Genomic DNA, 24,680 nt, shown 5'->3' on the forward strand with positions numbered 1-24,680 from the left:
TTAACCTATTCGCCTGTTCCCGCGCTTGGCCCAAAGGCCTGGGCGCCGCCCATGCCTTTGGCACGCGGGCGGGTTATACTCAAAATATGGGTTCCTGAAGTGTATGCCAAGCTGGGCAGGGCGGAGGCAGATGATGGCGAATGACGGTAAGGGTCTGTGGCTGAGCCTGGGTTTTTGCGCCTTGGTGCTGCCCTTGGCCGTAGAGGCCGGGTCACAGCAGGGCGCGCATCCAGGCAGTCAACATAAGCCAGGTCAACACCAGGCAAGTCAGCATCAGCCTGGACAGGGGCATAAGTGGCGCAGTCAACAAGGGCGGCAAGATCCGCAGCACCTGAGCCATGGGGATAGACACAGTGGGCACGGGCGGCACTTTGACTCCCACAGGCGACACGCCTGGTACCCCTGGGGCTTGGGTTGGAATAGCGGCTTGGGTTTGGGCTTGGGTTGGAATAGCGGCTGGGGCTGGGATGTCGGCTTGGGGTGGAATAGCGGCTGGGGATGGAATGCCGGCTTGGGCTGGCATGATGCCTGGGGCTACCCTTATTCAGGGATTGCTTTGTCTGTCCCCCTCAACTATGGCATGGCGCGGCCCGAGCCGGGTGCCGCGCCCAGGGCCCTGCCTGCGCGGGTGACCACCGGGGTGCAGCAGGCGCCGCCCGGCCTGAAGCGTTTGCCCGACAACGCCAGGGTGATACAGCAAGATGGCCACACCCTGTATGAGTGGCAGGGGGTGAGCTACCGTTTCGACTGGCAGACCCAGACCTACCAAAGCGTTAAATGAGCCGGCTTGTCAGCGAGTTCTGGTGGTGAAGCTCAGCTCGAAGCTGCCAAGTTCGCCGTAGCTCAGCCGCAGCCGGGTATCGAGCGGCAGCGCCAGTACCCCGGCGTAGGAGCCGGTGATCACCCTCTGTCCCGCCTGCAGGCCTATGCCCCTGGCCGACAAGAAGTTCACCAGCCAATAGAGCCCGGCCCTGGGATCCCCGTTGGGGTGCCTGGCGGCCTGGGTCCGTATGCCGGCGGCGTCCCCCTTGGCTGCATCGACACAGGCAACACCGAGTTCGAAGCGACCGAGAATCAGCCCGGCGGCGTCATTCAGCCTGGGTCCCAGCCAGAGCCCCTGGTTGACCAGGCCATCGGCCAGGGCGTCGAAGAAACCGGCTTGCACCGGATTTTGATAACGGCTCTGGATAAGCTCGAGTGCCAGCCGGGTCTCGGCTATGGCGGCATCTATCTCGGCCTCTGTATAGGGCTCAGGCCTGGGCGGCAGCTCGTGTCCCAGGATGAAGGCCAGTTCCGGCTCGACCCGCGCCAGCCCCTCGGCCGATGGCCAGAGTGGGCATGACTCGCCGCTGTGGCAGCTGCCGGCATAGATTGGGGCGACGACAGTCTTCAGCTGCATGGCATCATCCGTGCTCGGCAGCAGGCATTTCCAGCCGGCTATGGCATCCGAGTGTTCCCTGGCGTAGATGTCGGCCACGGCCTGCTGGATGGCGAAGCCGGAGTCGAAATCTTTCGGCCTCAAATGGGGCGGCAGCAGGGGGCCCGTGCTCCCCGAGTTGCGTCTGGCGGCGAGTATCCGGGCGGCCTCTGCCACCTCGGCTGTGTGAATGGCTTGTGACACTGAGTGCTCCTGAAAAAGCTGTGGGATTGCGGGATGAAAGGTGCTGGTATCAGCCCCGGCTGATGCCTATGTCCGAGATGTAGCCATGCTCGCTGCTCTGCAGCGCCTGTTTGAGCATGGTGGCGGCTTCGTCGGCGCTCATGAAGCCCGAGGTATCCAGGCTCTTGCCGCTGGTTTCCCAGAATTCGGTCGCCATGCCACCCGGATAGACGGCGATGAGCTTCATTGGGCTGCCCTTGAGTTCCAGGCGCATGGATTCGATGAAACCGCGTACCGCCCACTTGGCGGCGCAATAGGTAGATTCGCCCGCCTTGGCGACCTGGGCCGCCGTCGACATGACAACGACCAGCTTGAGCTGCTGCTCCTTATAACGCTGAACCAGCGCCTGGATCAGCAAGATGGTCGAGGTGACATTGTTGTCCAGTAAGGCTCGAATGGCATCTGGAGTTTGACTCTCGAGCGGCCCGAAATAGCCGCTGCCGGCACAGTGGATCACTGTCTTGGGGGGACGGGCCAGACCATCGAGCAGATCGCCAACCTGCACAGGATCTGTCAGCTCGGCGGCCTTGGCCTGTGTGCCGGCCGACAGCCCGTCGGCGACCCGGCGCAGACGTTCCCGGTTGCGCCCCGTGATGACGACCGCCTGGCCATCCTGGTCATAGTGCCTGGCCAATGCCGCACCCAGGCCACTGCTGGCTCCTGTGATTAATATCATGCTGTTTTCCTTGTTGATTATCCTGCATGCCGCGTGCCCAGCCCGCAGGTTCTAGCGGCTGGCCTCGAGCCCGAGCATGTGTTCCAAATAGTGAATGTTGCAGCCGCCGGCGATGAAGTTGTCATCCCGCATTATCTCCTGCTGCAGTCCTATGTTGGTTGCTATGCCGGTGATTTTCAGCTCGCTCAGTGCCTGGCGCATCTTGGCCAGGGCACTGGCCCTGTCGTCGCCATGGCAGATGAGCTTGCCGATCAGCGAGTCATAATGGGGCGGCACCCGGTAACCCGCATACAGCTGTGAGTCCCAACGTACCCCGTTGCCGCCCGGGGCATTGAAGCTGCGGATCTGCCCGGGGGAGGGCAAAAAGCTGTGTCCCGCTTCGGCGTTGATCCTGCATTCAATCGCATGGCCGCGGATCTGTATGTCCGCCTGGCTGAGGCTCAGCGGCTCGCCCGAGGCTATCCTGAGTTGTTGCTTGAGCAGATCCACCCCGGTGATCATCTCGGTCAGCGGATGCTCGACCTGAATGCGGGTATTGACCTCGATAAAATAAAATTCCCCATCCTGGTAGAGGAATTCGAAGGTGCCCACGCCGCGGTAGCCAACCTCCAGGCAGGCCCGGACGCAGCGCTCGCCCAGGTCGCGGCGTTGCCGCTCATCTATGCCGGGGGCCGGCGCCTCCTCTGTGACCTTCTGCTGCTGTCTCTGCATGGAGCAATCGCGCTCGCCCAGGTAGATGGCCTTGCCCTGGCCATCGGCCAGCAGCTGGAACTCGATATGCCGCGGTTGCTGCAGAAATTTTTCCATGTAGACGACCGGGTTGTTGAAGGCCGCCGCAGCCTCGGCTTGGGTCAGTGCTATCGCCTGCAACAGCTCGGCTTCTTCCCATACCTGGCGCATGCCCTTGCCACCGCCGCCCCCTGCGGCCTTGATGATGACCGGATAGCCCAGGCGGCGGGCCAGCGCCAAATTGGCCTCGGCGTCGGTACCCAGGGCAGCGTCCGAGCCGGGCAGCGTCGGCACGCCGGCTTGCCTCATCAGCGCCAGGGCCGAGACCTTGTCGCCCAGCAGGCGTATGACCTCACTGCCTGGGCCTATGAAGTTGAGGCCGCAGCGCTCGACCAGCTCGGCGAAGTCGGCATCTTCGGCCAGGAAGCCGTAACCCGGATGTATGGCATCGGCGCCACTGAGATCTGCGACCGAGATGATGGCATTTGCCTTGAGGTAACTGTCTTTGGCGGCCGGCGGACCTATGCAGTAGCTTTCGTCCGCCAGGGCCACATGCGGCAGCGTCTTGTCGGCGCTGGAGTAGAGGGCGACCGTCTGTATCCCCAGCTCGCGGCAGGCTCGCAGAATACGCAGTGCGATTTCGCCGCGGTTGGCTATCACCACTTTCTTCAGCATGGACTCAGCCTCCTCCCCGGCCGGCATTCGGCCCGGGTTATTCCAGGATGAACAGGGGTTGGTCGAACTCGACCGCTTCGCCGCTCTGCACCAGTATCGCCTTGACCGTGCCGGCGGCGTCGGCCTGGATCTGATTCATCATCTTCATCGCCTCTATTATGCCCAGGGTGTCACCCTTGCCGACCTTCTGGCCCACTTCGACGAATGCCTTGGCCTCTGGGCTCGGCGCCAGGTGGAAGGTGCCGACCATGGGTGCCAGCACCCTGTGGCCGGATGGCATGGGCGTCGCAGGCCGGCGTTGCTCGTCCGCCTCCTCCTTGCCGTCCTTGTCGCCTGTGACCGCTACCGGCTTGAGGCCATTGCCGCTGCGGATCCGAATCGAGTCTTCGCCTTCGGTGATCTCCAGCTCGGCAATGCCGGATTCCTGTACCAATTCTATGAGTTTCTTTACTTTACGTATGTCCATCGTCATCGATGCTTTCCTTGTGCGGCAAAATGCCTGCCTGCTTTCAGGCCGGCGCTTGGGTCTTGAGATGGGCCAGTGCCGCATCCAGCGCATACTGGTAGCCCCTGGCGCCCAGGCCACAGATCACTCCTATTGCCTTGTCGGAGAAATAGGAGTGCTGCCGGAATGGCTCGCGGGCATGCACATTCGACAGATGCACTTCTATGAAGGGCAGGGCGACGCCGAGCAAGGCATCTCTCAGGGCTACGCTGGTGTGGGTGAAGGCCGCCGGATTGATGATCACGAAATCGGCCTGGGTAGCATGAATGGCGTCGATCAACTCATGCTCGGCATTGGACTGGATATGTTCCAGGCTGGCACCGGCCGCCGTCGCCGCCTGTTGCAGTTCGGCCACTATCTGCGCCAGGGTGTGATGGCCATAATGGCCCGGCTCGCGGCGCCCGAGCAGGTTGAGATTGGGGCCGTTGACTAAGAGTATCTTGGCTTGGCTATTCATGTTCGATTTCCTTTCAAAACCTATTCGTTGGCTGATGTGGCGCTGTCTTTGATTGCCACAAGACCCGCCCCTCTGTCGCGTCCCGGACTCAGTGCCGCTGGCCTTCAGTCATGGGATTTCTGTTGGCGCATGGCCTTGGTGGCCCCTCTTTGCTTCTTGCTCTCCAGTCGTCTGAGCTGGCTGCCGCGGGTCGCCTTGGTGGCGAGGCGTTTCTTTTGCACTTCGCCGACGCTGGCCACCAGGGCGATAAATTGCTCCAGCGCCGTCTGGCGGTTGGCATCCTGGCTGCGACTGGCCTGGCATTTGATGATGATCTTGCCGCTCTTGGTGATCCTGTGATCTGCCTTCTGCAGCAGCCGGGTCTGGTAAAACTCGGGCAGAGACGAGCCCTTGATATCGAAGATCAGCTGGGCGGCGGTGGAGACCTTGTTCAGGTGCTGGCCACCGGCACCGCTGGAGCGGATGAATTGCCACTCTATCTCATTGTCCTGAATTTCTACCCGGTTGGAGATTTTTATCATGGTCATCTTAAACACTTTTTTCGGTTAACTGCTATCGGGTGCTGCTGGATGATTTATGCTTATGACCCGAAGGCGAATTTGCTATCATCCGCCAAGGGTTGCTTATGTCTCTGAACGGCACGGCCAATTTTCCGATAGGGAGTCGCCCTATGTTATGCCAAATCCCGGATATTGCTAAGGGAGTTATCAGTCTTTTTGCCAGTGGTCGCCTTTCCGCCGCGGATTACCGCAGCCGCTTGCTGCCTGCCATCAAGGGCTATCGTGAGCATTGGGGCCAGGTCTGCCTCTACATAGAGGCGGATGTGTTGCTCGAGGGCTGGGAGCTGCAATCGCTGAGCGGTTGTGGTGAAGTCCAGCTGCCCGACTTCGATGTCCTGGTGTTTGTCGGAGGTCCGGACTGGGTCGGTAATGCGGTGCGTTTGCTCGGGCCTTTCATTCAGGCCGAGGTCGCCTGGTTCCCGTTGGAGCAGAAAAATCTGGCCTTGAGCTGGCTTGCCAAGCGATCCCGGGTATAGTTTTTCATTCAAGGATGTTATTTTATGGCTGGCGCATCCGGCCCCATTTTATTTTTCAGCTATTGATAGGCTACCAAGCCATGAGGATTTTTTATGAGATTATTTAACCTGGTTTCCGGCGCCCGGCTGGGCACTGCGGCACTGGCCCTGACCCTGGTTGCCGGCCTGAGCGCCTGCGCTCCCGAAGTGGGCAGCGATGCCTGGTGTAAACAGATGAAGGAAAAGCCGTCCGGTGACTGGACGACCAATGAAGCCAAAGATTACGCCAAACACTGCGTCTTTAAATAATTCACCCGCATCATGCGCTGCCGGTGGCGGTGCATAGATGCCAGGAGGGGCTGTTTGCCAAGGCTGTTTTCGAGGTCATTTCATTCCAGCATCAGCATGCTGCTGCTCGCCCTTGTGCTGCTGCAATTTGCCGGCGCCAATCTGGGCGCGCATCAACTGCATCCTGGAAATGCCCGGGAAGAGGCCGACAACCACCCTCATCTTCAGTTCAGTGTCCTGGCGGACGGTAAAGCTATCGCCCTTGCCGGCCAGGCTGCTAACCATGAGCCCGGCAATGAGGCCACTGCACAGACAGCTACCCAGGTGTACGATCTCTGCCTCGACTGCCAGTGTCATGGCGGTCATGTGACCCTGGTGTCTGCGCCGGCCCTGGCCTTGAGCCAAGTCCCCCTGGATAACCCCAACGCCAGGGTTGAAGCTTACTTACCCCCGGACGCGAGTCCGAGTTACCGCCCTCCCATCGTCTGAGTTTTCATTTCCACGTTTTTCGGCAGGCATTCCCGCCGACATTTCTGTCGTTACTCGCCATGAATGTCCGGACTGGGCCAGCTTTGTTGCCCAGTTCCCCGCGGCCGCCTGTCATCACCCAGAATTGAATTTTTAGGATATGCGATGAAATACCTTATTCTCGTCGGCGGCTTGCTGACATTTCCCGCGCTGGCGGCACAAGAACACGCAGATGCCGGGCCAGCAACCGCCCATGCGGCAGCGAATGATGAACAACCCCATGCCCTGGTGCTCTCGGCGCAGCAACGTGAACTCGCCGGCATCAGGGTGCAGGTGTTGGCGCCCAGGGCATTCAGCCTGGACAAGGTTGCCGGCGTTACCCTGGTGGCCGACAGGGACGCCACCCTGACCCTGGCGCCCCAGTTGGAGGTGCGGGTGTTGGCGCGCCATGTGGTGCCTGGCCAGGAGGTGAAGGCGGGCGCGCCTCTGCTGACCCTGGGTGGGACCGCAGTGGCGCAGGCGCAGGCCGATTATATCAACGCCGCCGCCGAGTGGGACAGGATACGCCGCATGGCCGAAGGGGCCGTCAGTGCCAGCCAGCGGATGCAGACCCGGGTCGATGCCGAACTGAAGCGGGCCATACTCGAGGCGCTCAAGATGACGCCGGCACAGATAGCCGCGCTGGCGCTATCCCCCGAAAGCATAGGCCAATACCTGTTGTTGGCGCCGATAAGCGGCAGGGTGCAGCAGGACAAGGCCGTTTTGGGGCAGGTCAGTGCCGCGGGCAATGCCCTGCTGCAGCTGACAGATGAGTCCAGGCTCTGGGCCGAGGCACAGCTGAGCGCCAGCCAGGCGGCCGATCTCAGGATAGGCACCCAGGCGCTGCTCAGGGTGGGCGACGCCAGCCTGACGGCCAAGATCATCGGCCGCTCCCATGAGCTGGACAGCCTCACCCGCACCGAGGCCGTGCTGCTGAGTCTGGCCAACGCCGGCCACGGCCTGCATGCCGGGCAGTTCGGCGAGCTGTATTTGCCGGGGGCCGAACGCGAGGGCCTGGTGTTGCCGGATGCGGCCCTGACCCGGGGCGGCGATGGCGACTGGCAAGTCTTCATAGAGACGGCCGAAGGCTTCGAAGCGCTCGAGGTCGAGGTGCTGCAACGCCAGAGGGGGATGAATCTGGTGACCGGCCTGCCGTCGGGCAGCAGGGTGGTCATGGCCGGCGCCTTCCTGTTGGCGTCCGAACTGGCCAAGGCCGGTTTCAGCGTACATAACCACTAGGAGGCGGCCATGTTGCATCAAATCATAGCGGTCGCCATCCGCCAGCGTCTGCTGGTGCTGCTGGCATTGGTTGCCATAGGGCTGGGTTGCGGTTTCATCTTGCCCAGGCTCAATCTGGATGCCTTCCCCGATGTCACCAATGTGCAGGTGACGGTCAACACGGCCGCCGAAGGCCTGGCGGCCGAGGAAGTGGAGAAGCTCATCAGTTACCCGGTAGAGTCGGCCATGTATGCCTTGCCGGCCGTGACCGAGGTGCGCTCCCTGTCGCGCACCGGCCTGTCGATAGTGACTGTGGTGTTCGCCGAAGGCACAGACATCTACTTCGCCCGTCAGCAGGTGTTCGAGCAGCTGGCGAATGCCAGGGAGATGATCCCCCGGGGACTCGGGGTGCCAGAGATAGGCCCAAATACCTCTGGCCTGGGGCAGATCTACCAGTACATACTCAGAGCCGCGCCCGGGTCGGGAATAGATGCGGCCCAGCTGCGCAGCCTGAACGATTACCTGGTGAAGCTCATTCTCATGCCCGTGTCCGGGGTGACGGATGTCCTGTCGTTCGGCGGCGAGGTGCGCCAATACCAGGTGCGGGTCGATCCCAACAGACTGCGCAGTTACGATCTGACCCTGGCCCAGGTGACTGAGGCCTTGCAGAGCAATAACCGCAACGCCGGCGGCTGGTTCATGACCCAGGGCCAGGAACAGCTGGTCGTGCGCGGCTATGGCCTCTTGCCCGCCGGTCAGGCAGGGCTGGATGCCATAGCCCAGACTCCCCTGACTCAGGTGGCCGGCACCCCCATAAGGGTTGACGATGTCGCCCGGGTGGAATTCGGCAGCGAGATCCGGGTCGGCGCCGTGACCATGACCCGGCGCGATGGGGCCGGTGCGCCCCAACAACTGGGGGAGGTGGTCGCCGGCGTGGTGCTCAAGCGGATGGGGGCCAATACCAAGGCCAGCATAGAAGATATAGACGCCAGAGTCGCCATGATAACAGCGGCCTTGCCCCAGGGGGTGTCGTTCGAGGTCTTTTACGACCAGGCCCGGCTGGTGGAGCAGGCGGTGGCGACGGTGCGCGATGCCCTGTTGCTGGCCTTCGTGTTTATCATAGTCATACTGGCCTTGTTCCTGCTCAATATCCGCGCCACCCTCCTGGTGCTCCTGTCCATCCCCGTCTCCATAGGCCTGGCCCTGATGCTGATGGCCTATTTCGGCATGTCGGCGAACCTCATGTCACTCGGTGGCCTGGCGGTCGCCATCGGCATGCTGGTCGATGGCTCAGTGGTCATGGTGGAGAATATCTTCAAGCACCTGACGTCGCCAACCGGGCCAAGGCCAAGCCGTGATTCCCAGGATTCCGGCGTCGTCATGGACGTCCTGTCGGCGGCGAGGGAGGTCTGCAGCCCCATCTTCTTCGCCACCGCCATCATAATACTGGTGTTCGCCCCCCTGTTCGCCCTTGAAGGGGTCGAAGGCAAGCTATTCCAGCCCATGGCCGTCAGCATAATACTGGCGATGATATCCGCGCTGCTGGTGGCCCTGATTGCTGTCCCTGCCCTGGCCGTGTACCTGTTTCAACCCGGCCGTTTTGTGGGTGCCGTGGTGGCAAGGGAGAGTCCGCTGTTGAGGCCGCTGGAACTGGGTTATCGCCGCCTGCTGAGCCTGACCCTGGCCAAGCCCAGGCTGGTGAGCCTGGTTGCACTGGTCGCCTTCGTCGGCGCCATGGCGCTGGTGCCGCGTCTGGGCACTGAGTTTGTTCCCGAGCTCGAGGAAGGCACCATTAACCTGAGAGTCACCCTGGCGCCGACCGCGAGCCTCGACACCTCGCTCGAGGTGGCACCCAAGCTGGAGGCCCTGCTGCTGGAATTTCCCGAGGTGGAGTATGCCCTGAGCCGCATAGGCGCGCCGGAACTTGGGGGCGATCCCGAACCTGTGAGCAACATAGAGATCTACCTGGGCCTCAAGCCGCTCGCCGACTGGCAATCGGCCAAGAGTCGGCTCGCGTTGCAGCGGCTGATGGAGGAGAAACTGAGCATTTTCCCCGGATTACTCTTCACCTTCTCCCAGCCGATCGCAACCCGGGTCGATGAATTGCTGTCCGGGGTCAAGGCCCAGCTGGCGATCAAGCTCTTCGGTCCGGATCTGGCGCTGCTGTCACAGAAGGGGCAGCGGCTGACCGAGCTGGTCAGGGGAATTGCCGGAGCCGTCGATGTGTCCCTGGAACAAGTCAGCGGCGAGGCCCAGCTGGTGATCCGCCCCAGGCGTGAATTGCTCGCCCGCTACGGCATCAGCGTGGATCAGCTGATGAATCTGGTCAGCCAGGGCATAGGCGGGGCGAGCGCCGGCCAGGTGATAGAGGGCAACGCCAGGTATGATATCAATGTGCGCCTGGCGGCCGATTATCGCAGCGCCCCGGATGTGTTGCAGGACCTGCTGCTGACGGGGGCCAAGGGCGCGAGTGTCAGACTGGGTGACGTGGCCAGCGTGGCGGTGGAGATGGCGCCGCCCAACATCCGCCGCGACGATGTGCAGCGCCGGGTGGTGGTACAGGCCAATGTCGCCGGCCGCGACATGGGCTCTGTGGTGCAGGACATCTATGCCCTGCTGCCCGAGCTTGAGCTGCCTGCGGGTTATACCCTTATGGTTGGTGGCCAGTATGAGAATCAGCTGCGGGCGCAGCAAAAACTGCTGTTGCTGGTGCCCGTCTCAATCGGCTTGATCGCCCTCCTGCTGTATTTCTCCTTCGGCTCGCTCAAACAGGTGGGCCTCATCATGGCCAATGTTCCCCTGGCCCTGATAGGGGGCGTGCTCGCCCTGTATGGCAGCGGCACTTACCTGTCTGTGCCCAGCGCCATAGGCTTCATCACCCTGTTCGGGGTGGCGGTGCTGAATGGGGTGGTGCTGGTGGATGCGATCAACCAGCGCCGGCGCAGCGGCGAAGCCCTGGTTGTCAGCGTATATGAAGGCACGGTCGGGCGGCTGCGGCCTGTGTTGATGACGGCACTGACCTCGGCATTGGGGTTGCTCCCCATCCTGGTGTCTTCCGGGGTGGGCAGTGAGATCCAGCAGCCCCTGGCCGTGGTGATCCTGGGTGGCCTGCTCAGCTCGACCGCCCTGACCCTGCTGGTGTTGCCAACCTTGTACCTCAGGCTCTATCGCGGCGCGCAGCATGAGCACGCGGCCGAGCCTGAACTTAAACAAGAGCTTAAACAAGAGCTTAAGCCAGGAGCTAAGCAAGAACCGGCAGCCGTCCAGGCCTGAGTCTCAAGCCGGCATTGAACCGAGCGAACCGGAAGCAGAAAAGGAGCCCAGGCTCCTTTTCTCTTGCCTGACAGGCGAGGGAGCCGCTTCTGCCGATCACAGGCACAACTCAGGCCATTCATGTGCTCGATAGCTGAGACAGGTGTTTTGAGCGCTATCAGAGCCGTTCCAGGGTGTCGACCAGGTTCGAGTAGATCGAATGGAAGCCATAGCCGCCATGGAGCAACTCATCTATGGCCACCTGCTTGCTCCAGCCCTGTTTCAGGATGCGATAGGCGGCGACTACGGCGCCGGTTCGGTCCGAACCATGCCAGCAGTGGACCAGGACAGGGCCATCCAGACTGTCTATCAGGGCAACGGCCTGGCGTAATTGTGTGGTGCTGATGTCGCCGGCATCCATCGCCAGTTTATGGAGTGTCAGCCCGCTGCCTTGGGCGGGTTTGGCATCCGAGTGATAATTTCTCAGGTTCAGTACGTGTTTGATGCCCAGGCGCTGCAATTGTTGAAAGCCGGCGACGGTAGGCTGGGCGCATCTCAGCAGTTTGTCATCCACGGTGAAACAATTTTCCAGCGCTGTCATAGGCAGAGGCTGCGCCCATTGCTGTGGTCGGTACTGAGGTGCAATGGCCTGGGTGCTGCATGCGTCCAGTATCAGACAGGACACCAGGCCGAACAGGAGACCGCAAAGCCGATGCCGAGATGCCAAGATATTGATCAAAATAAGGATCCTAAGAGGCCAATGCTATTTACCTCGGCTCACTGGCCTGGGTATACTCCTGTGTTAAATTAAAGTTAATTGGCTATGAAATCAATGATTATCAATACAGGCTCCCCTCGACTGGGCGCCATTTTGTTCAGTACGCTGTTGGTATGCTCGATAGCCGGCTGCGCCAGCAAGGGCAAGCAGCCCAAGGCGATGCCACCCGCGCCGAGCTTTGGGCCGCCCAAGATCATCCAGATGCGGGATATAGGGGCCATAGCTCCGACGGGAAATAGCGTCGCCGACATGGCTTCGGACGGTAACATCTACCCGGGAGAATGGCTCGCCATCGAGGGGAAATTCATAGCCGAGAGCCAATTTCAAATAGATGGCCAGACCCTGGTGCCTGCACGCCTTACGGCCAAGGCTATGTTGGTGCGGGTGCCCGCCGGCTTGTCACCGGTCAAGTTGCATAAGCTGGTGCTGACCAATGCACATGGCACAGCTACGAGAGAGTTCCATACCAGGCACTATATTGCCGCCACAGACACAGACGAGAACCGACTGCATTTTTTGCGCACAGATCCCGCCACCAAGGGCTACATAGAGATGGACAGCGCCTACGAGATGGAATTGACGCAGAAGCGGGCGCTGTTGTCGCAGATTTCCCCCAGCCATGGTTTTCTCTACTCCTTCGGCATAATCTCGAGAGAAAAAGTCTCGAGGGAAAAAGCTGCGACGGAAACAGGCATGGCTTACAAGGTGTCGTTGCAGACGATTCATCTGGCGGCTGCCGGTATGCCGGCGGTCATAGACGAGACTGAAATAGCCCTGTCCTCGCAGCCGACCTCGGTCAGCATGGACGATAAAGGGCGCCTGGTGTTGCTCGGCGCCCGGGATCTGGTGTTTATCGATGTCAGTGAAGAAACCCATCCCAAGATCATGGCCAAACTTGCCTTGCCTGCGACCAGCGGCAAGGAGCTGTATATGGATGCCTTATTCCTGAACCAGGGCAAGCATCTTGCCCTGATGGAGACGACCCAGAACCGGCTGCTGATCTATGACATAGCAGATCTGGCTCGGCCTGCGTTAGTGGCACAGCAACGAGTGTATCCCAAGGCAGATATGCCCCTGTTGGTGGATATTCTGGCCGATCCCGCTCAGTCCAATCGCTTCTGGGTACTGGCCGGTGCCAATCTGCGGATCTTGGACGAACAGCTGCAAGACCTCTATAGCCGGGTAATGGATGGCTCTCAGGCCGATGAGGCGCATGAGGTGTCGGAGCAGCTCATCGCCTTCGAATTCAAGGACGGTGCGCTTATCCCGGGGAAAACCATAGACTTGCCGGAAAATTTCGTGCCCTTCTTCGGCATATCCGGCCCGGATAAGCGCCTATATGTGTCGGGTTTTAACGGTGAATTTTTGGATTTCAAAACCCTGACCCTGGACATGGGCCTGGTGAAAAATATGTTCTTGAGCCTGGTTAACACAGTGCAGTTCGGTCGCATTCTGGCGATCGATCCCAAGTCGGGGCAGATACAAAATCAGGCGCAGGGCCTGGGGCTCTACTACCATCTCGACTATATGCCGGATCTTGGCCCCGTATATGCCCTGTATAAGCTCTCGGGGAAGATGTTTGCGCCCTTCGTCAAGGTCAAATGGGGCATAGGTGTCAGCAGCAGGGGCACCTTCTCGATCCGCGATGGCAGTGCTAATTCCATCTTTCCTCCCTATTCCGTCGGCTATATCAGCCTGCAATAAACCCAGCCCGATCTGCACGCGGGATAACTTAAGCCCGCCAGCCGAATCATCGCAATTTGCCTTGATTCGGCTGCGCCCGTGCGCCTAGCACAGGCGTATGAATCTATTGTGATTTCTTCAGGAACTATCCTTGTTTTCCTGCGCGTACTTCCCGATCCCTGTGTATGAATACGTATGCAGTAGATTGTGGTTGTTTATTTTTTGTTAAACATTGGGCCCAGGTAATCCACAACAAGAGATAATAATAATGCCTGCCTTTACCCCTGAGTTTTGTGTCCGCCTCTGCCTGGCACTGTCCCTGATGTTGGTTTCATGGACAGGTTCTGCCGCCATCAACTCCCATGCGCTGGGGGCGAGTTACAGCCAAGATTTGCAACGCATAGATTTCAACCTCTATTCGGCCAAGGCCAGCCGCATCGAGCTGGCGCTGTTCAACCAGGCCAGCGGTCAGGCCGAGGTCGCCACCTATCTGCTCAGCAAGGATGCGCAAAACATCTGGTCGATTTCCCTGCCGGTGGCGCAGCTGGACCCGCGCTTGAGTGGCACCCTCTACTACGGCTATAGGGCCTGGGGCCCCAATTGGCCCTATCAGGCCGGTTGGCAGAGGGGCAGTCTGACGGGTTATATAAGTGATGTGGATGCCGATGGCAACCGCTTCAATCCCAATAAGTTATTGTCGGATCCCTATGCCAGGGAAATCAGCCATGATCCGGCCAATCCTGTCTGGCAGGACGGCACAGTCTACGCCAGCGGCGCCTTTCGCCAGTTGGACAGCACCTTGGTCGCGCCCAAGGGGATAATACTCCCGCCGGACAGCCAGAGCGTCGGGGTGAAGCCTGCCAGGGCCTTGAAAGACGACATAGTCTACGAGGTCAATGTGCGCGGCCTGACCATGGAGGATCAGGCCATCGCCGCCCAGTATCGCGGAACCTACAAGGGCGCGGCGCTCAAGGCGGATTATCTGGCGAGCCTTGGGGTCACGACCGTGGAGTTCCTGCCGGTGCAGGAGACCCAGAACGATACCAACGATCTGGACCCCACTTCGACCCAAGGGGATAACTACTGGGGTTACATGACCTTGAACTATTTCGCGCCGGACAGACGCTACGCCAGCGACAAGTCCGCCGGCGGCCCGACCCGGGAGTTCAAGGCCATGGTGAAGGCCTTCCATGATCGCGGCATCAAGGTGATGATCGATGTGGTCTATAACCACACGGGGGAAGGCGGAGCCTGGTATGCCGGCGACAGCAGCACCTATAACCTGTACTCCTGGCGCGGGCTGGATAACAGCAGCTACTATTCCCTGACTGCCGACAAACAGCATTCCTGGGATAACACCGGCGTCGGCGGCAACTACAACACGGTCAACCCAGTGGCCCAGGATCTTATCGTCGATTCTCTGGCCTACTGGAGCAATGACCTGGGGGTCGACGGCTTTCGTTTCGACCTGGCCTCCGTCTTGGGCAACACCTGTGAGCATGGTTGTTTCAACTTCGACAAGATGGCCGAAAACAATGCCCTGAACCGCATCATAGCCGAATTCACCGAGCGGCCGTCGAGCGGCGGTGCCGGCATAGACTTCATCGCCGAGCCCTGGGCCATAGGCGGCAACTCCTATCAGGTGGGCGGCTTCCCTGCCGGTTGGTCCGAGTGGAATGGCCTGTATCGCGACACCATACGCAAGGAGCAGAACCAACTGGGGCTGGAGGCCGTTACCCTGGGTCAGCTGGCCGACAAGCTCAGCGGTTCGGCCAGCCTGTATCAGGACGATGGTCGCAAGCCGGGCAATTCGGTCAACTTCCTCGTCGCCCACGATGGCTTTACCTTGAAGGATCTCTATTCCTGCAACGACAAGAATAACCTCCAGCCCTGGCCCTATGGCGAGTCGGATGGCGGCGACGACAATAACCACAGCTGGGATCAGGGCTGGGTCAACCAGGCTCAGCAGCAGCGCAAGGCTGCCCGCAACGGTTTCGCCCTGTTGATGCTCAGCGCCGGTACCCCCATGATGACGGGCGGCGACGAATACCTGCGTTCGCTGCAGTGCAACAATAACCCCTACAACCTGGATTCCGAGGCCAACTGGCTGAACTTCAACTGGAACTCAGATCAAGCCAACTTCAATACGTTCGTTAAACGTTTGCTGGCCTTCAGGAAAGCCCATCCGGCGCTGCGTCCGGCCGACTTCTATCTGTCTTCCGACACCAATGCCAATGTGATGGAGCAGTTGCGCTGGTTCATGCCCAATGGCGCCGTGGCCGATGGCAACTACTTCAACGATGCCAACAACCATGCCATCGCCTATCGCATCGACGGCAGCGAATTCGGTGACAGCGCCTCCGCCATCTATGTCGCCTATAACGGTTGGTCGGATACGGTTAACTTCAGCCTGCCTTGGCCGGGCAATGGCAAGCAGTGGTACCGGGTGACAGATACCTCAAACTGGAATGAAGGCGCCGACACAGTCAGGGCGGCCGGCAGCGAAGACTATGTCGGCGGTGAATACAGCAACTATGGCCTCAATGGCCAGGCACTGCTGTTGCTGATCGCCAAATAACCTTAAATAACGTTAGAGTCTCGGCACTGAAGTGCCATGCATTACACTCCGGCTGCAGACTTGAAGGCGGATTGCCTGCTAAGAAAACCACCGCTCATCGCGGTGGTTTTTTGTGGTGCCATCGGCAACTGTTGGTTGTAGATTGTGCTGATGTGACTTGTTTTCATTGCAGAATGCAAGCCCGTATCCATATATTGGTCTTTAAGCGATTTCTCAATTGAAAATGAAAATTATCTGTGGGAATTATCTTTTCTGCATGCCAAGGCACTTTCCATGGGGCTGTATTGTCTAGGTTATAAATGGCGAGGGGCCTGTGCCGACGATGAAATTCAGCTGGTACCATAGACTCGGCCGCAATGTATTTATACCGATTTGTAAGTTTAATTTTTTTGCTGTGTATCTTGTATTTCAGTATTTACTAAAAAAGTGTTATATTTTCGCAGCTTTCAAATAGTGTAATGGAAATTATTCTGAAATTAAGGATGAGTGGAATGTTCAGATTTTTTGCCCCGTTTGCCATATTTTTTTCCTTGTGGGCGCTATCGGCCCCATCATACGCTATTGACTCCGGCGGCATAGAGAAACATTACCTTGGAGCAGGTAAATTTTCACTCAGCATTTACAATCCCTACATAGCATCTCTTAGTGTTCAAGGCTGCGCCTATCCAGATCAACTTAGCAGCAAATCGATGACTGAAGTAACAGGGGTAGCCGAAGCGACTGCCGAGCCTTCATATGTAATCGATTGCGGCACAACTACTAAATGGTTTCGAAGCAAAGTCATATCGGGGATTTCCCCTTTACCAGGTGAGCAGATAGCCGCTTCAACCAATACAGTGGAGCAAGGCATCTTGCCCATAGGTGACTACTCATACCGGTACCAAAAATGTACGGCTTCAGGTTATTGTGATAAATATTCCGAGCCGCTGTCTGTTAAGATACAGTCACCCAGTGCACCGGCTCAGTTGAATATCCAAACACCCTCTTTTTCGAGTATAGAATTGAGTTGGGAGCTGCCTCAATGGCTCTCACTTAATAATCAGGATAGCATTGTAGAACAAAGCTATAATGGTGCCACTTGGACTAAGATATATTCAGGGAATCACACCAGTCTTACTGTACCGACAGGCGTAGGTGAGTATCAATACAGAGTAAAAACATGCAGCTTTGGTGCATGCAGCACTTTCTTGACATCAGATAAGATAGCCAGAAGTGGCGGCACCATTGAGAAGCTTGATTACCAGGTATATCAGGATGCCAGCGGCAACATCTACTTAGTTCGTCCGCCACAGTTTATTCCAATTGCAGGTGAAATATTTATCCCCATTTTTATTGCCGATAAAGGCAATGTGATCATTGTGGTCAAAAATGGCACAATCTGGTCTATATCAGAGATAAGCTACGACCAGTTTTTGACTCGCAATGCCAGTCGTCTCAGTCGAGCCGCAGTGCGTTATCAAAACATCTTCGGGAGTGATGCAGAAGATATAGTGATTTCTCTCGATGGTAATTTCAAAAACAGCTTTGTTTTAAATGATATCAGTGCGACTACCCATGATGTTCGCGAGCAGGATGTCAGTTTGGCCCCTTGGCTGCAAAAAGTTGTTGGATTCGTCGTTGAGGATGCCGGCGGCAGTGATATTGCGCCAACTGAGAATGTTGATTTGGCTGCCGCAGCACTCAAAGGCGCTGCAGGCGTTTCCGGCGGCCAGGCAAGTTACCAGATCCCCATCGATTTACCACCTGGACGTAACGGCGTCCAGCCAACTGTGTCACTCAGCTATAACTCTCAGAACGGCAATGGCATTGTCGGCGTGGGCTGGGCACTCAATGCCGGTTCGGCCATTAGCCGCTGTGCCGCTACCTATGCCCAGGATGGCTTTACCCGTGCAGTGACCTTCGATGCTGCCAGTGACAGACTCTGCCTCGATGGCCAGCGCTTGATGGCTGTATCTGGTACTTATGGTGCCAGCGGCACCGTGTATCGCACCGAGATGGATTCCTTTGTTAAGGTGGTTCAAAGCGGCGGTATCAACTCGGCTACGGCCAGTTTTACCGTCTATAAACCCGATGGTAACAGCGCAACTTATGGCACCGAATCCAACAGCCGCTTCGCGCCTTCTGGACTGACGACAGTGTTGAGCTGGAAGGTGGCTCAGGAGTCCTTCTCAAACGGTGCCAACACCATTGACTATGAATACGATGATTCGATTGCAGGCGAGCATTTGCTGAGTAGGATCTATTACACAGGCACAGCGACTAATGCGGGTGACCGGAGGGTAGAATTTGGATATCTGGCCCGTCCTGATGCACGTCAAAATTATACACTCGGTGGTAAATTACTGACGAGCCGCAGATTGGACTCCATAACGACGTTTGTTGGCAGCACTCGGTCCGTATCGCTTTATAAGTTAGTCTATCAGCCGAGCAAAGCCAGTAAACGCAGCTTGTTAAAAAGTGTACAAGAGTGTGGTTTCAATCAAAATGTCGAGCAATGCAGTCCAGCCACAGAGTTCGAATGGCAGAACACTCAACACTTCGCGGCGCCCGAACCATTGAAATTTGGTGGGCAAGAAATATATGCAGACGTTCGAAATATAGAACGAATACTGCCGTATGGCGATGTCGATGGCGATGGTAGTGTGGATTTCCCCGGCTATATGGTCGATGCCGAACAGAACATCACAGGTACTAATAGTTTGTCCCTCAATAATACCTGCCGTTATATTGTCGAGACTTTCCGCTATGACTGTTTCCAAACCGATTTTGATATGGATGGCAAGATAGATCCCTTCAGATTTCAAAACGGGTATGTCGAAATTCAATATTCCACTAAAGGCGCTGTTTATACGCGCACCGCAGTTCCTTTCGTTCCGGGAACATCAAGAAGCCATCCCGGTGATCAGATGACTACTATCCAAGATATAGATGGTGATGGCTGGCCAGATATGGTGATAAATAGATATAACGCCGGCCATGCGCAGTTGGAAGTCTATCTGCATTCACAGAATATCAATACGCCTTATCGAAATGCAGAGGTCATCTATAATTTTGCCAACAGGAAAATCGGGGATACGCAGACACCGACAGAATATGCAGAATTTGCCAATGACTTCGATGGTAATGGCTTGGCTGATCTGTTGATAATCAGCAAAGATGGAAACATTCGTTCACGGTTGCCGATGGGACAGCCGCGACTGATCAAACTCAATAAGAGTACTCCGGGTCAGTTAAATTTTTACGATAATGATGCTCCAAAAAGTCAACTGCTTAATAGTGATGGTTTGTTTTCGTTTTTCAGCTATTTCATGGATATCAATGGTGATGGTTTGACCGACGTCTTGGGGTGGAATAATGATAAACTATCGGTGAGGGTCAACTTAGGGAATGGTCAGTTTGCCGGCTGGGATGATTTAGCAAACGATGGCATGTTGGCGAGCGCTTCAATTAATATTGATATAGTCTCTGGTGGAGAGGGGGTGGATATATCCTATCCTAGGTATTTCAGAAGCCTCCAGAGCATAGATATCAATAATGACGGCATCAACGAGTTGTTGATGCCGGGACAGAGAGTCGTTGTGGGTTGCACTAGGAAAACCGCTACTACTTCTACCTGCGGCGATAACATCTATTCTTATTGGTCCCATGAAGTGGTCGACGCCGAAAAATACGATGATTCCGTTTATCGCTACGATGCCATCTACTTTGAGTTGCAGGGCGATGGCAGTTACCGGGCTAGAAAGGCAGCTACTGACATCATAGCACCAGCGACCCAGTTGGCCTTTATCGACGCTTTCGGTGACGGTAACCTGGATGTTATTTTCAATTATGGGCCCCACAACGGTCTTAATAGTATCCAGTCTCCTGTGCCTTCAGAGTTTGGCAGTCATTACGGCGCCTATATAGTACGCAACTATGGTGCAGGCAATGGTGGAACGCCCGGCGATTATCAACCGGTGGACTATTTGCGGTCCGCTACAGATGGGCTGGGTAATATGAACCAATGGCATTATCGTCCGCTGTCCAGCGGTGACGGGAGTGCGGATCAGAGTGCCATGTACACCCCGGATTATAAGAGTGTGAGTGGTGGTTATGTCCATTTTGCCTCCAGCATGTATGTGGTGCAGTCTTTCGAGCAAAGCAATGGTCAAGGCGGAGGCAACGAAACTCAATATGCCTATAAAGATGCCATGTATCACCTGCAAGGCCGGGGGTTCACCGGCTTCAAGGAAATGTATGAGAAAGATATAAATCGCAATAAATTGATGCACAGCGTATTTAAAGAGCAGAAATTCCCCTATGTGAATCTCCTCGAGTCGCAGACCGTCACAGTTGCCGGCGTTGAAACATCCCAGACGGTTAACACCTGGGCCAATAACCCACAGCATTCGGTGGCTGGTGTTTATCACAATATTCTCACCAATTCGGTGCAGCAGAACTGGGATCTCGATGGTACTGAAATGTCCAAGGTGGAGCAGACTATCGTGCCTGAGGACGTGGATAAATGGGGTAACATCAAGAAGCAGAGCCGCACTGTCACCGACTATATCGATGGCCTAGCCAACAGCTACACGAGTACGGTCGAGACTGAGTTTGCCGCGAGTGAGGCAAACTGGTGGTTGCGTAAGTTCAACTGGGTAAAAACCAGCACTGCGGCGGCCGTGCGGGGTTGGAGCAATGATCCGGCCGGTACGACAGATGTAGCACAATGGCAAAAGCAAACCGTGGATAGTTGGGACTCGGTGCATAAACGCCCTACCAGCATCACAGTCAGCGCCAGCAACAGCAGTTGTTCGCGACTTGAGGAGACAGGGTTCAACGCATACGGCTTGCCTGACTCAATCAAGGTGACGGGGCAATATCTTAATGATAAGGGAGAGTGTGCCAACTTGGCTGCCCGCCAGACCGCCTTCAGCTATACCAAAGGCGGCACCAGTGCCGAGGCAGACGGTTATCTGCCTTACGAGGTCACCAACGCCAAGGGCCATGTGACTAAAACCGAATATGACATGGGTTTTGGTTTGCCGACCAAGGTCACTGCGCCCAACAGCATGGTGACAGCAACCCAATATGACGCCATTGGCCGTCCTGTGCAGGTTAAGCAGACCGGCAGCCCGACCCACTACCTGCGGTACTTGCTGGCCAGTGATGGCGACAATGCGCCTCAGGATAATGCCAATATCGCCGCAGTGATGACCCGCACTACAGGTGCCGGCATGCCGGAAACTGAGCAGTATTTTGATGGCCGGGGCCGTTTGCTGCGCAGCGCCACCCAGGGCTTCGATGGCGGTTATCAGTATCAGGATAAGCATTACGATGCGCTTGGGCGGTTAATCCGGGAGTCCATCCCCTATGGCAATGGCACAGCTGCCGAGTATACCGAGTTCGGTGACTTCGACGCCCTGGACAGACCGGGCCGGCGCAGCATCCCCAATGGCAAGTCGGGCGGACTCGAGTCGCGCTACAGCTACAGCGGCCTGAAGACGGATATCAGCGTCGAGGGCCGCACCATGTCGCGTACCTACGGCAGCCAGGGCTGGCTGTATGAGACCGTCGATGCCAAGAACGGCAGTAACCGTTTCGCTTACGACGCCGCCGGTCGCCCATTGGTGATCCGCGATGCCAACACTCATGACATCAAGGCCAGCTACAACGGCTTCGGCCATAAGACCAAGGTTATTGACCCCAATCAGGGCACAACGAGCTTCGGCTATAACACCTTGGGTGAGATTGACAGGCAAACCGACGCCAACGGCGTGGTGCAGACTTACGTGTACGACACCCTGGGCCGCATTACCTCCAAAGTCACTACAGGCGGCAATGCGCCCGGTACGGCGAGCTTTCTCTGGGATAGCCTCAAGAAGGGCCTGCTCAGCTCAGAAACAGAAAACGGCGTGACCCGCAGTTATGGCTATACTGCCGCGCTGCAACTGAGCCAGACCAAAGTCACTGTCGGCACTGTGAGCAACACGGTCAAGCACCAATACGACGGTTTCTATGGTCGCCCCAAGGCGCTGGAGTACCCCAACGGGCTGACGCTGCAATACACCTATAACGATTATGGCTACCTGAACGCAACCAGCAATGCCGCATCGGGCTATGTCTATCGCGAGATCAGCACCATGGATGAGGCGGGTCATATCACGGGTGCCAAGTTGGCCAACAACATTATGACCGAGTCGCGAGTCTATAATCCGGAAGGCACCATGGCCAGTGTCGAGGTGGATGCTCCTTTGGGGCGCATCCACGGTCATTATTATGATACTTATGATGCCTTCATGAATTTGCGCAACGAGCGTAACGGCATTACGGGGCTTGAGAAAAGCTATGCTTATGACGACCTCAATCGCCTGAGTCAATACAGCTTCAGCAACAGTGGCTTTGCCTTGTACGATACCAGTTCACCCTTCGCAGCGACGGTAAACTACGACTATGACAAGGTTGGCAACTTACTGAAGAAAACCGACTACAGCGCCAACAGCAGTAACGCCTACCGTTATGGCGGTGTGGCCTGCGCCGCAGGCAGTAACGCCGGCCCCAACGCCGTCTGTCAACTGGATAAGCTGAGCGGCAGCACTGTCAGCTTCCAATATGACAAGCGCGGCAACCTGCGCCTGGGTGATGGCTTGAGCATGACCTATAATGCCATGGATAAACCCTTGAGCATCACAGGCCGGGGCCCTGGCAACAGCACTGTGACAGCTTTTGTCTACGGCAGCGATAACATGCGCGCCAAGCAAACCAGGACAGTATCTGGCAGCACCACCACGACCTACTATGTCGATAAATACTATGAAGTCGACAATGATGGTTCCTGGAGAGCCTACCTGGATGATGTTGCTGTGCTCAGCTACACGCCGCAGCGCAGTCACCTGCTGCAGTTTACCCTGAGAGACAGGCTTGGCAGCGCCACCACCCTGGCGGATCAAAACGGCAATATCGCCAGCCAGCGCTACTTCGACCCCTTCGGCCGCACCGCGACCAGCAGTAAAGTGGGCGCGCTGGGTGATTTGCTCGACACCAACAAAAACCGCCGTGGTTTCACCGACCACGAGCACCTGAACGAACAACAGCTGATCCATATGAACGGTCGGGTGTACGATTATAACCTGGGTAGGTTCATGAGTGTGGATCCCTTCATCCAGAGCCCCACCTCGACCCAGAGCGTGAATCCTTACTCCTACATAATGAACAACCCGCTGGCGGGCACAGATCCGACTGGGTACTGCTCTACTGGAACTCACATCAAAGGGGGAGATGCTATTGGCTGTTCAGTTGCCTTTGATGCGGGCAGTGGCGGTTCTGGTAAGAAAAAGTCAGAAGCTAAACCAACCAGTAATGGTGCCCCTCAAGTGCAGCAAAAGCTGCCAGCAAACTTACAAACCAGTGAGCTGAATGGGCTCACTCAAAATGCCAACAAGTGGGACAATGCTACTTCCACCGAGCAAGTTCTTGAGCTTGGGCAAGGCTTGATTGAGGATTATCACTCTGTCGTTGGAGGCGGCGGAACCAATGACGTTCCATCTATACGCAGTGCCGAGTCAAGTGCACAAAAGGCGTGGGATAAGGCCAAGGGCTTCGTCCAATCTGTCGCGGGCGAAGTTGCATTTGGCGTGAAAGCCGTTTACAACGGTATTTCCGAGGATTACCGGTCTGGTGGAGTTCTTGGGGTAGTTATCGGAGCTACGGGAGGTTCTACAGAACAAAGCTTTTTTGAGCAAGTGAATTCTGACTATGCTTCGACGAGTATTGTATTCGGGCCACTAAAAAATCTAGATAAAACACTGACAAGCCTTGCTGTCGGCGGTGCTATGGCACAGAGGTATGGTGGGTATTCTTTCGGAAAACTTATTTTGAAAGGGCCAGCACCACATCTCGGTACCTATGGGGCATCTGCTCGGTTGGCAGCGGGGACTACCGCGGTCAATTCCGTATTGATAACTGGGTCGTATGAGGGCGGCAATTATGTCGGTTCCCTTTTAAGGACGACAATTAACAGAACAGCCAGATTGTTCGAATAAGGTTTTATATGAGTTATTTTATTGAAAAAAATCAGGTGCAAAAGATTAAAACATTTTATCGAGTGTTTTGTTTTTTCATCTGTCTATGCTCGCTTCTGGGGTTGTTTGGTGCCCTTGCGTTCGGAACTAGAGAAAACTTGGTGGGCGGGTTGGTTGCGGCATTAGTGCCAGCTCTGTTGCTTTATATTTGTCTTCCTATCGTTTTCTCAGGGTATCCGCCGAAATTTTTGATGTGGACTTTGGGCAAGAAATAAATCCCATATGCCATTTACAATGGCAAATAGGGCTGGAAAATTGGCTGGCATAGGCTAACAAAGAGATAGAACCGGCATAACTCTTTTTGCCAATCAGCCCCATTTCCTTGGGGCTTTTTCTTGCCTGAAACAAGCAATTAGCAGCAATTAGGGCCACCCACAGTAAATGGTGAGATTCAGCGGTCTCTTCTAAACTGAGATAAATTGTCGATGCTGGAGTCTTGTCATGCCGCGCCCTCGAAGAACTCAAATAAGTGTTGAAGACACGCCCTATTACCACTGCTGTAGCCGGGTGGTGCGGCGCGCCTTCCTGTGCGGTGATGATGCCTATTCGGGGAAGAACTATGACCATCGCCGGGGCTGGGTAGAGTCACTGCTCTTTGA

17 protein-coding genes and 1 pseudogene are annotated in these 24,680 nt (G+C 56.7%); 11 read left to right on the forward strand and 7 right to left on the reverse strand.

Translation table 11 applies throughout. The annotated features are described in order from the left end of the window. The first annotated feature begins 130 nt into the window (after positions 1–130). Positions 131–781, forward strand: a complete 651-nt coding sequence (locus LZP73_RS15785) for a hypothetical protein (RefSeq protein WP_234235942.1) — start codon at positions 131–133, stop codon at positions 779–781. 9 nt (positions 782–790) lie between these two features. Here LZP73_RS15785 and LZP73_RS15790 read toward each other — a convergent pair whose 3' ends face one another. The 6 genes from LZP73_RS15790 to arfB form a co-directional block, all read right to left on the reverse strand. Beyond that, positions 791–1,621, reverse strand: a complete 831-nt coding sequence (locus LZP73_RS15790) for a hydratase (protein ID WP_234235943.1) — start codon at positions 1,619–1,621, stop codon at positions 791–793. Positions 1,622–1,670: 49 nt separating this feature from the next. Beyond that, positions 1,671–2,336, reverse strand: a complete 666-nt coding sequence (locus tag LZP73_RS15795) for an SDR family NAD(P)-dependent oxidoreductase (RefSeq protein WP_234235944.1) — start codon at positions 2,334–2,336, stop codon at positions 1,671–1,673. 51 nt (positions 2,337–2,387) lie between these two features. Further along, a complete protein-coding gene (gene accC / locus LZP73_RS15800) occupies positions 2,388–3,740 on the reverse strand; it encodes an acetyl-CoA carboxylase biotin carboxylase subunit (protein ID WP_234235945.1) in 1,353 nt (450 codons plus the stop codon). Between the two features lie 37 nt (positions 3,741–3,777). Continuing rightward, positions 3,778–4,206 (reverse strand): acetyl-CoA carboxylase biotin carboxyl carrier protein, encoded by a 429-nt coding sequence (gene accB, locus LZP73_RS15805; RefSeq protein WP_234235959.1) that lies wholly within the window; start codon positions 4,204–4,206, stop codon positions 3,778–3,780. A gap of 43 nt (positions 4,207–4,249) precedes the next feature. After that, complete coding sequence (gene aroQ, locus LZP73_RS15810) at positions 4,250–4,702, reverse strand: type II 3-dehydroquinate dehydratase (RefSeq protein ID WP_169565338.1); 453 nt, start codon at positions 4,700–4,702, stop codon at positions 4,250–4,252. A 104-nt stretch (positions 4,703–4,806) separates the two neighbouring features. After that, positions 4,807–5,223, reverse strand: coding sequence for an alternative ribosome rescue aminoacyl-tRNA hydrolase ArfB (gene arfB / locus LZP73_RS15815; RefSeq protein WP_169565398.1), 417 nt, complete (start codon positions 5,221–5,223; stop codon positions 4,807–4,809). A gap of 149 nt (positions 5,224–5,372) precedes the next feature. Between arfB and LZP73_RS15820 the strand changes: the two genes are divergently transcribed. From LZP73_RS15820 to LZP73_RS15840, 5 genes are all read left to right on the forward strand, one after another. After that, on the forward strand, positions 5,373–5,738 hold the full coding sequence (locus LZP73_RS15820; RefSeq protein ID WP_234235947.1) for an STAS/SEC14 domain-containing protein: 366 nt from the start codon (positions 5,373–5,375) through the stop codon (positions 5,736–5,738). A gap of 93 nt (positions 5,739–5,831) precedes the next feature. Next, entirely contained in the window at positions 5,832–6,026 is a 195-nt protein-coding gene (locus tag LZP73_RS15825; RefSeq protein ID WP_169565340.1) for a DUF3012 domain-containing protein, read from the forward strand. Between the two features lie 90 nt (positions 6,027–6,116). Beyond that, positions 6,117–6,494 (forward strand): hypothetical protein, encoded by a 378-nt coding sequence (locus LZP73_RS15830; RefSeq protein ID WP_234235960.1) that lies wholly within the window; start codon positions 6,117–6,119, stop codon positions 6,492–6,494. A 144-nt stretch (positions 6,495–6,638) separates the two neighbouring features. Beyond that, the gene (locus tag LZP73_RS15835; RefSeq protein WP_234235948.1) at positions 6,639–7,751 is read left to right on the forward strand and encodes an efflux RND transporter periplasmic adaptor subunit; all 1,113 of its coding nucleotides are present in this window, start codon (positions 6,639–6,641) and stop codon (positions 7,749–7,751) included. Between the two features lie 9 nt (positions 7,752–7,760). Next, the gene (locus LZP73_RS15840; RefSeq protein WP_234235949.1) at positions 7,761–11,003 is read left to right on the forward strand and encodes an efflux RND transporter permease subunit; all 3,243 of its coding nucleotides are present in this window, start codon (positions 7,761–7,763) and stop codon (positions 11,001–11,003) included. Positions 11,004–11,160: 157 nt separating this feature from the next. Here LZP73_RS15840 and LZP73_RS15845 read toward each other — a convergent pair whose 3' ends face one another. Next, the gene (locus LZP73_RS15845; RefSeq protein ID WP_234235950.1) at positions 11,161–11,721 is read right to left on the reverse strand and encodes a phosphatase domain-containing putative toxin; all 561 of its coding nucleotides are present in this window, start codon (positions 11,719–11,721) and stop codon (positions 11,161–11,163) included. 84 nt (positions 11,722–11,805) lie between these two features. Here LZP73_RS15845 and LZP73_RS15850 point away from each other — a divergent pair, with 84 nt between their 5' ends. From LZP73_RS15850 to LZP73_RS15870, 5 genes and pseudogenes are all read left to right on the forward strand, one after another. Continuing rightward, positions 11,806–13,464: a hypothetical protein gene (locus LZP73_RS15850; protein WP_234235951.1), complete on the forward strand. Its 1,659-nt coding sequence runs from the start codon at positions 11,806–11,808 to the stop codon at positions 13,462–13,464. A 247-nt stretch (positions 13,465–13,711) separates the two neighbouring features. Further along, complete coding sequence (locus tag LZP73_RS15855; RefSeq protein ID WP_234235952.1) at positions 13,712–16,021, forward strand: isoamylase; 2,310 nt, start codon at positions 13,712–13,714, stop codon at positions 16,019–16,021. Positions 16,022–16,512: 491 nt separating this feature from the next. Further along, positions 16,513–24,042 carry an RHS repeat-associated core domain-containing protein gene (locus tag LZP73_RS15860; protein ID WP_234235953.1) on the forward strand — a complete coding sequence of 2,510 codons (7,530 nt, stop codon included), beginning with the start codon at positions 16,513–16,515 and terminating at the stop codon, positions 24,040–24,042. Between the two features lie 8 nt (positions 24,043–24,050). Beyond that, positions 24,051–24,296 carry a hypothetical protein gene (locus LZP73_RS15865; RefSeq protein WP_234235954.1) on the forward strand — a complete coding sequence of 82 codons (246 nt, stop codon included), beginning with the start codon at positions 24,051–24,053 and terminating at the stop codon, positions 24,294–24,296. A 226-nt stretch (positions 24,297–24,522) separates the two neighbouring features. Beyond that, positions 24,523–24,680: pseudogene (locus LZP73_RS15870) on the forward strand (transposase); the annotation flags it as partial.

Origin of the sequence: Shewanella sp. AS16, from assembly GCF_021412365.1 — a bacterium.
Classification (GTDB): Bacteria; Pseudomonadota; Gammaproteobacteria; order Enterobacterales; family Shewanellaceae; genus Shewanella; species Shewanella salipaludis.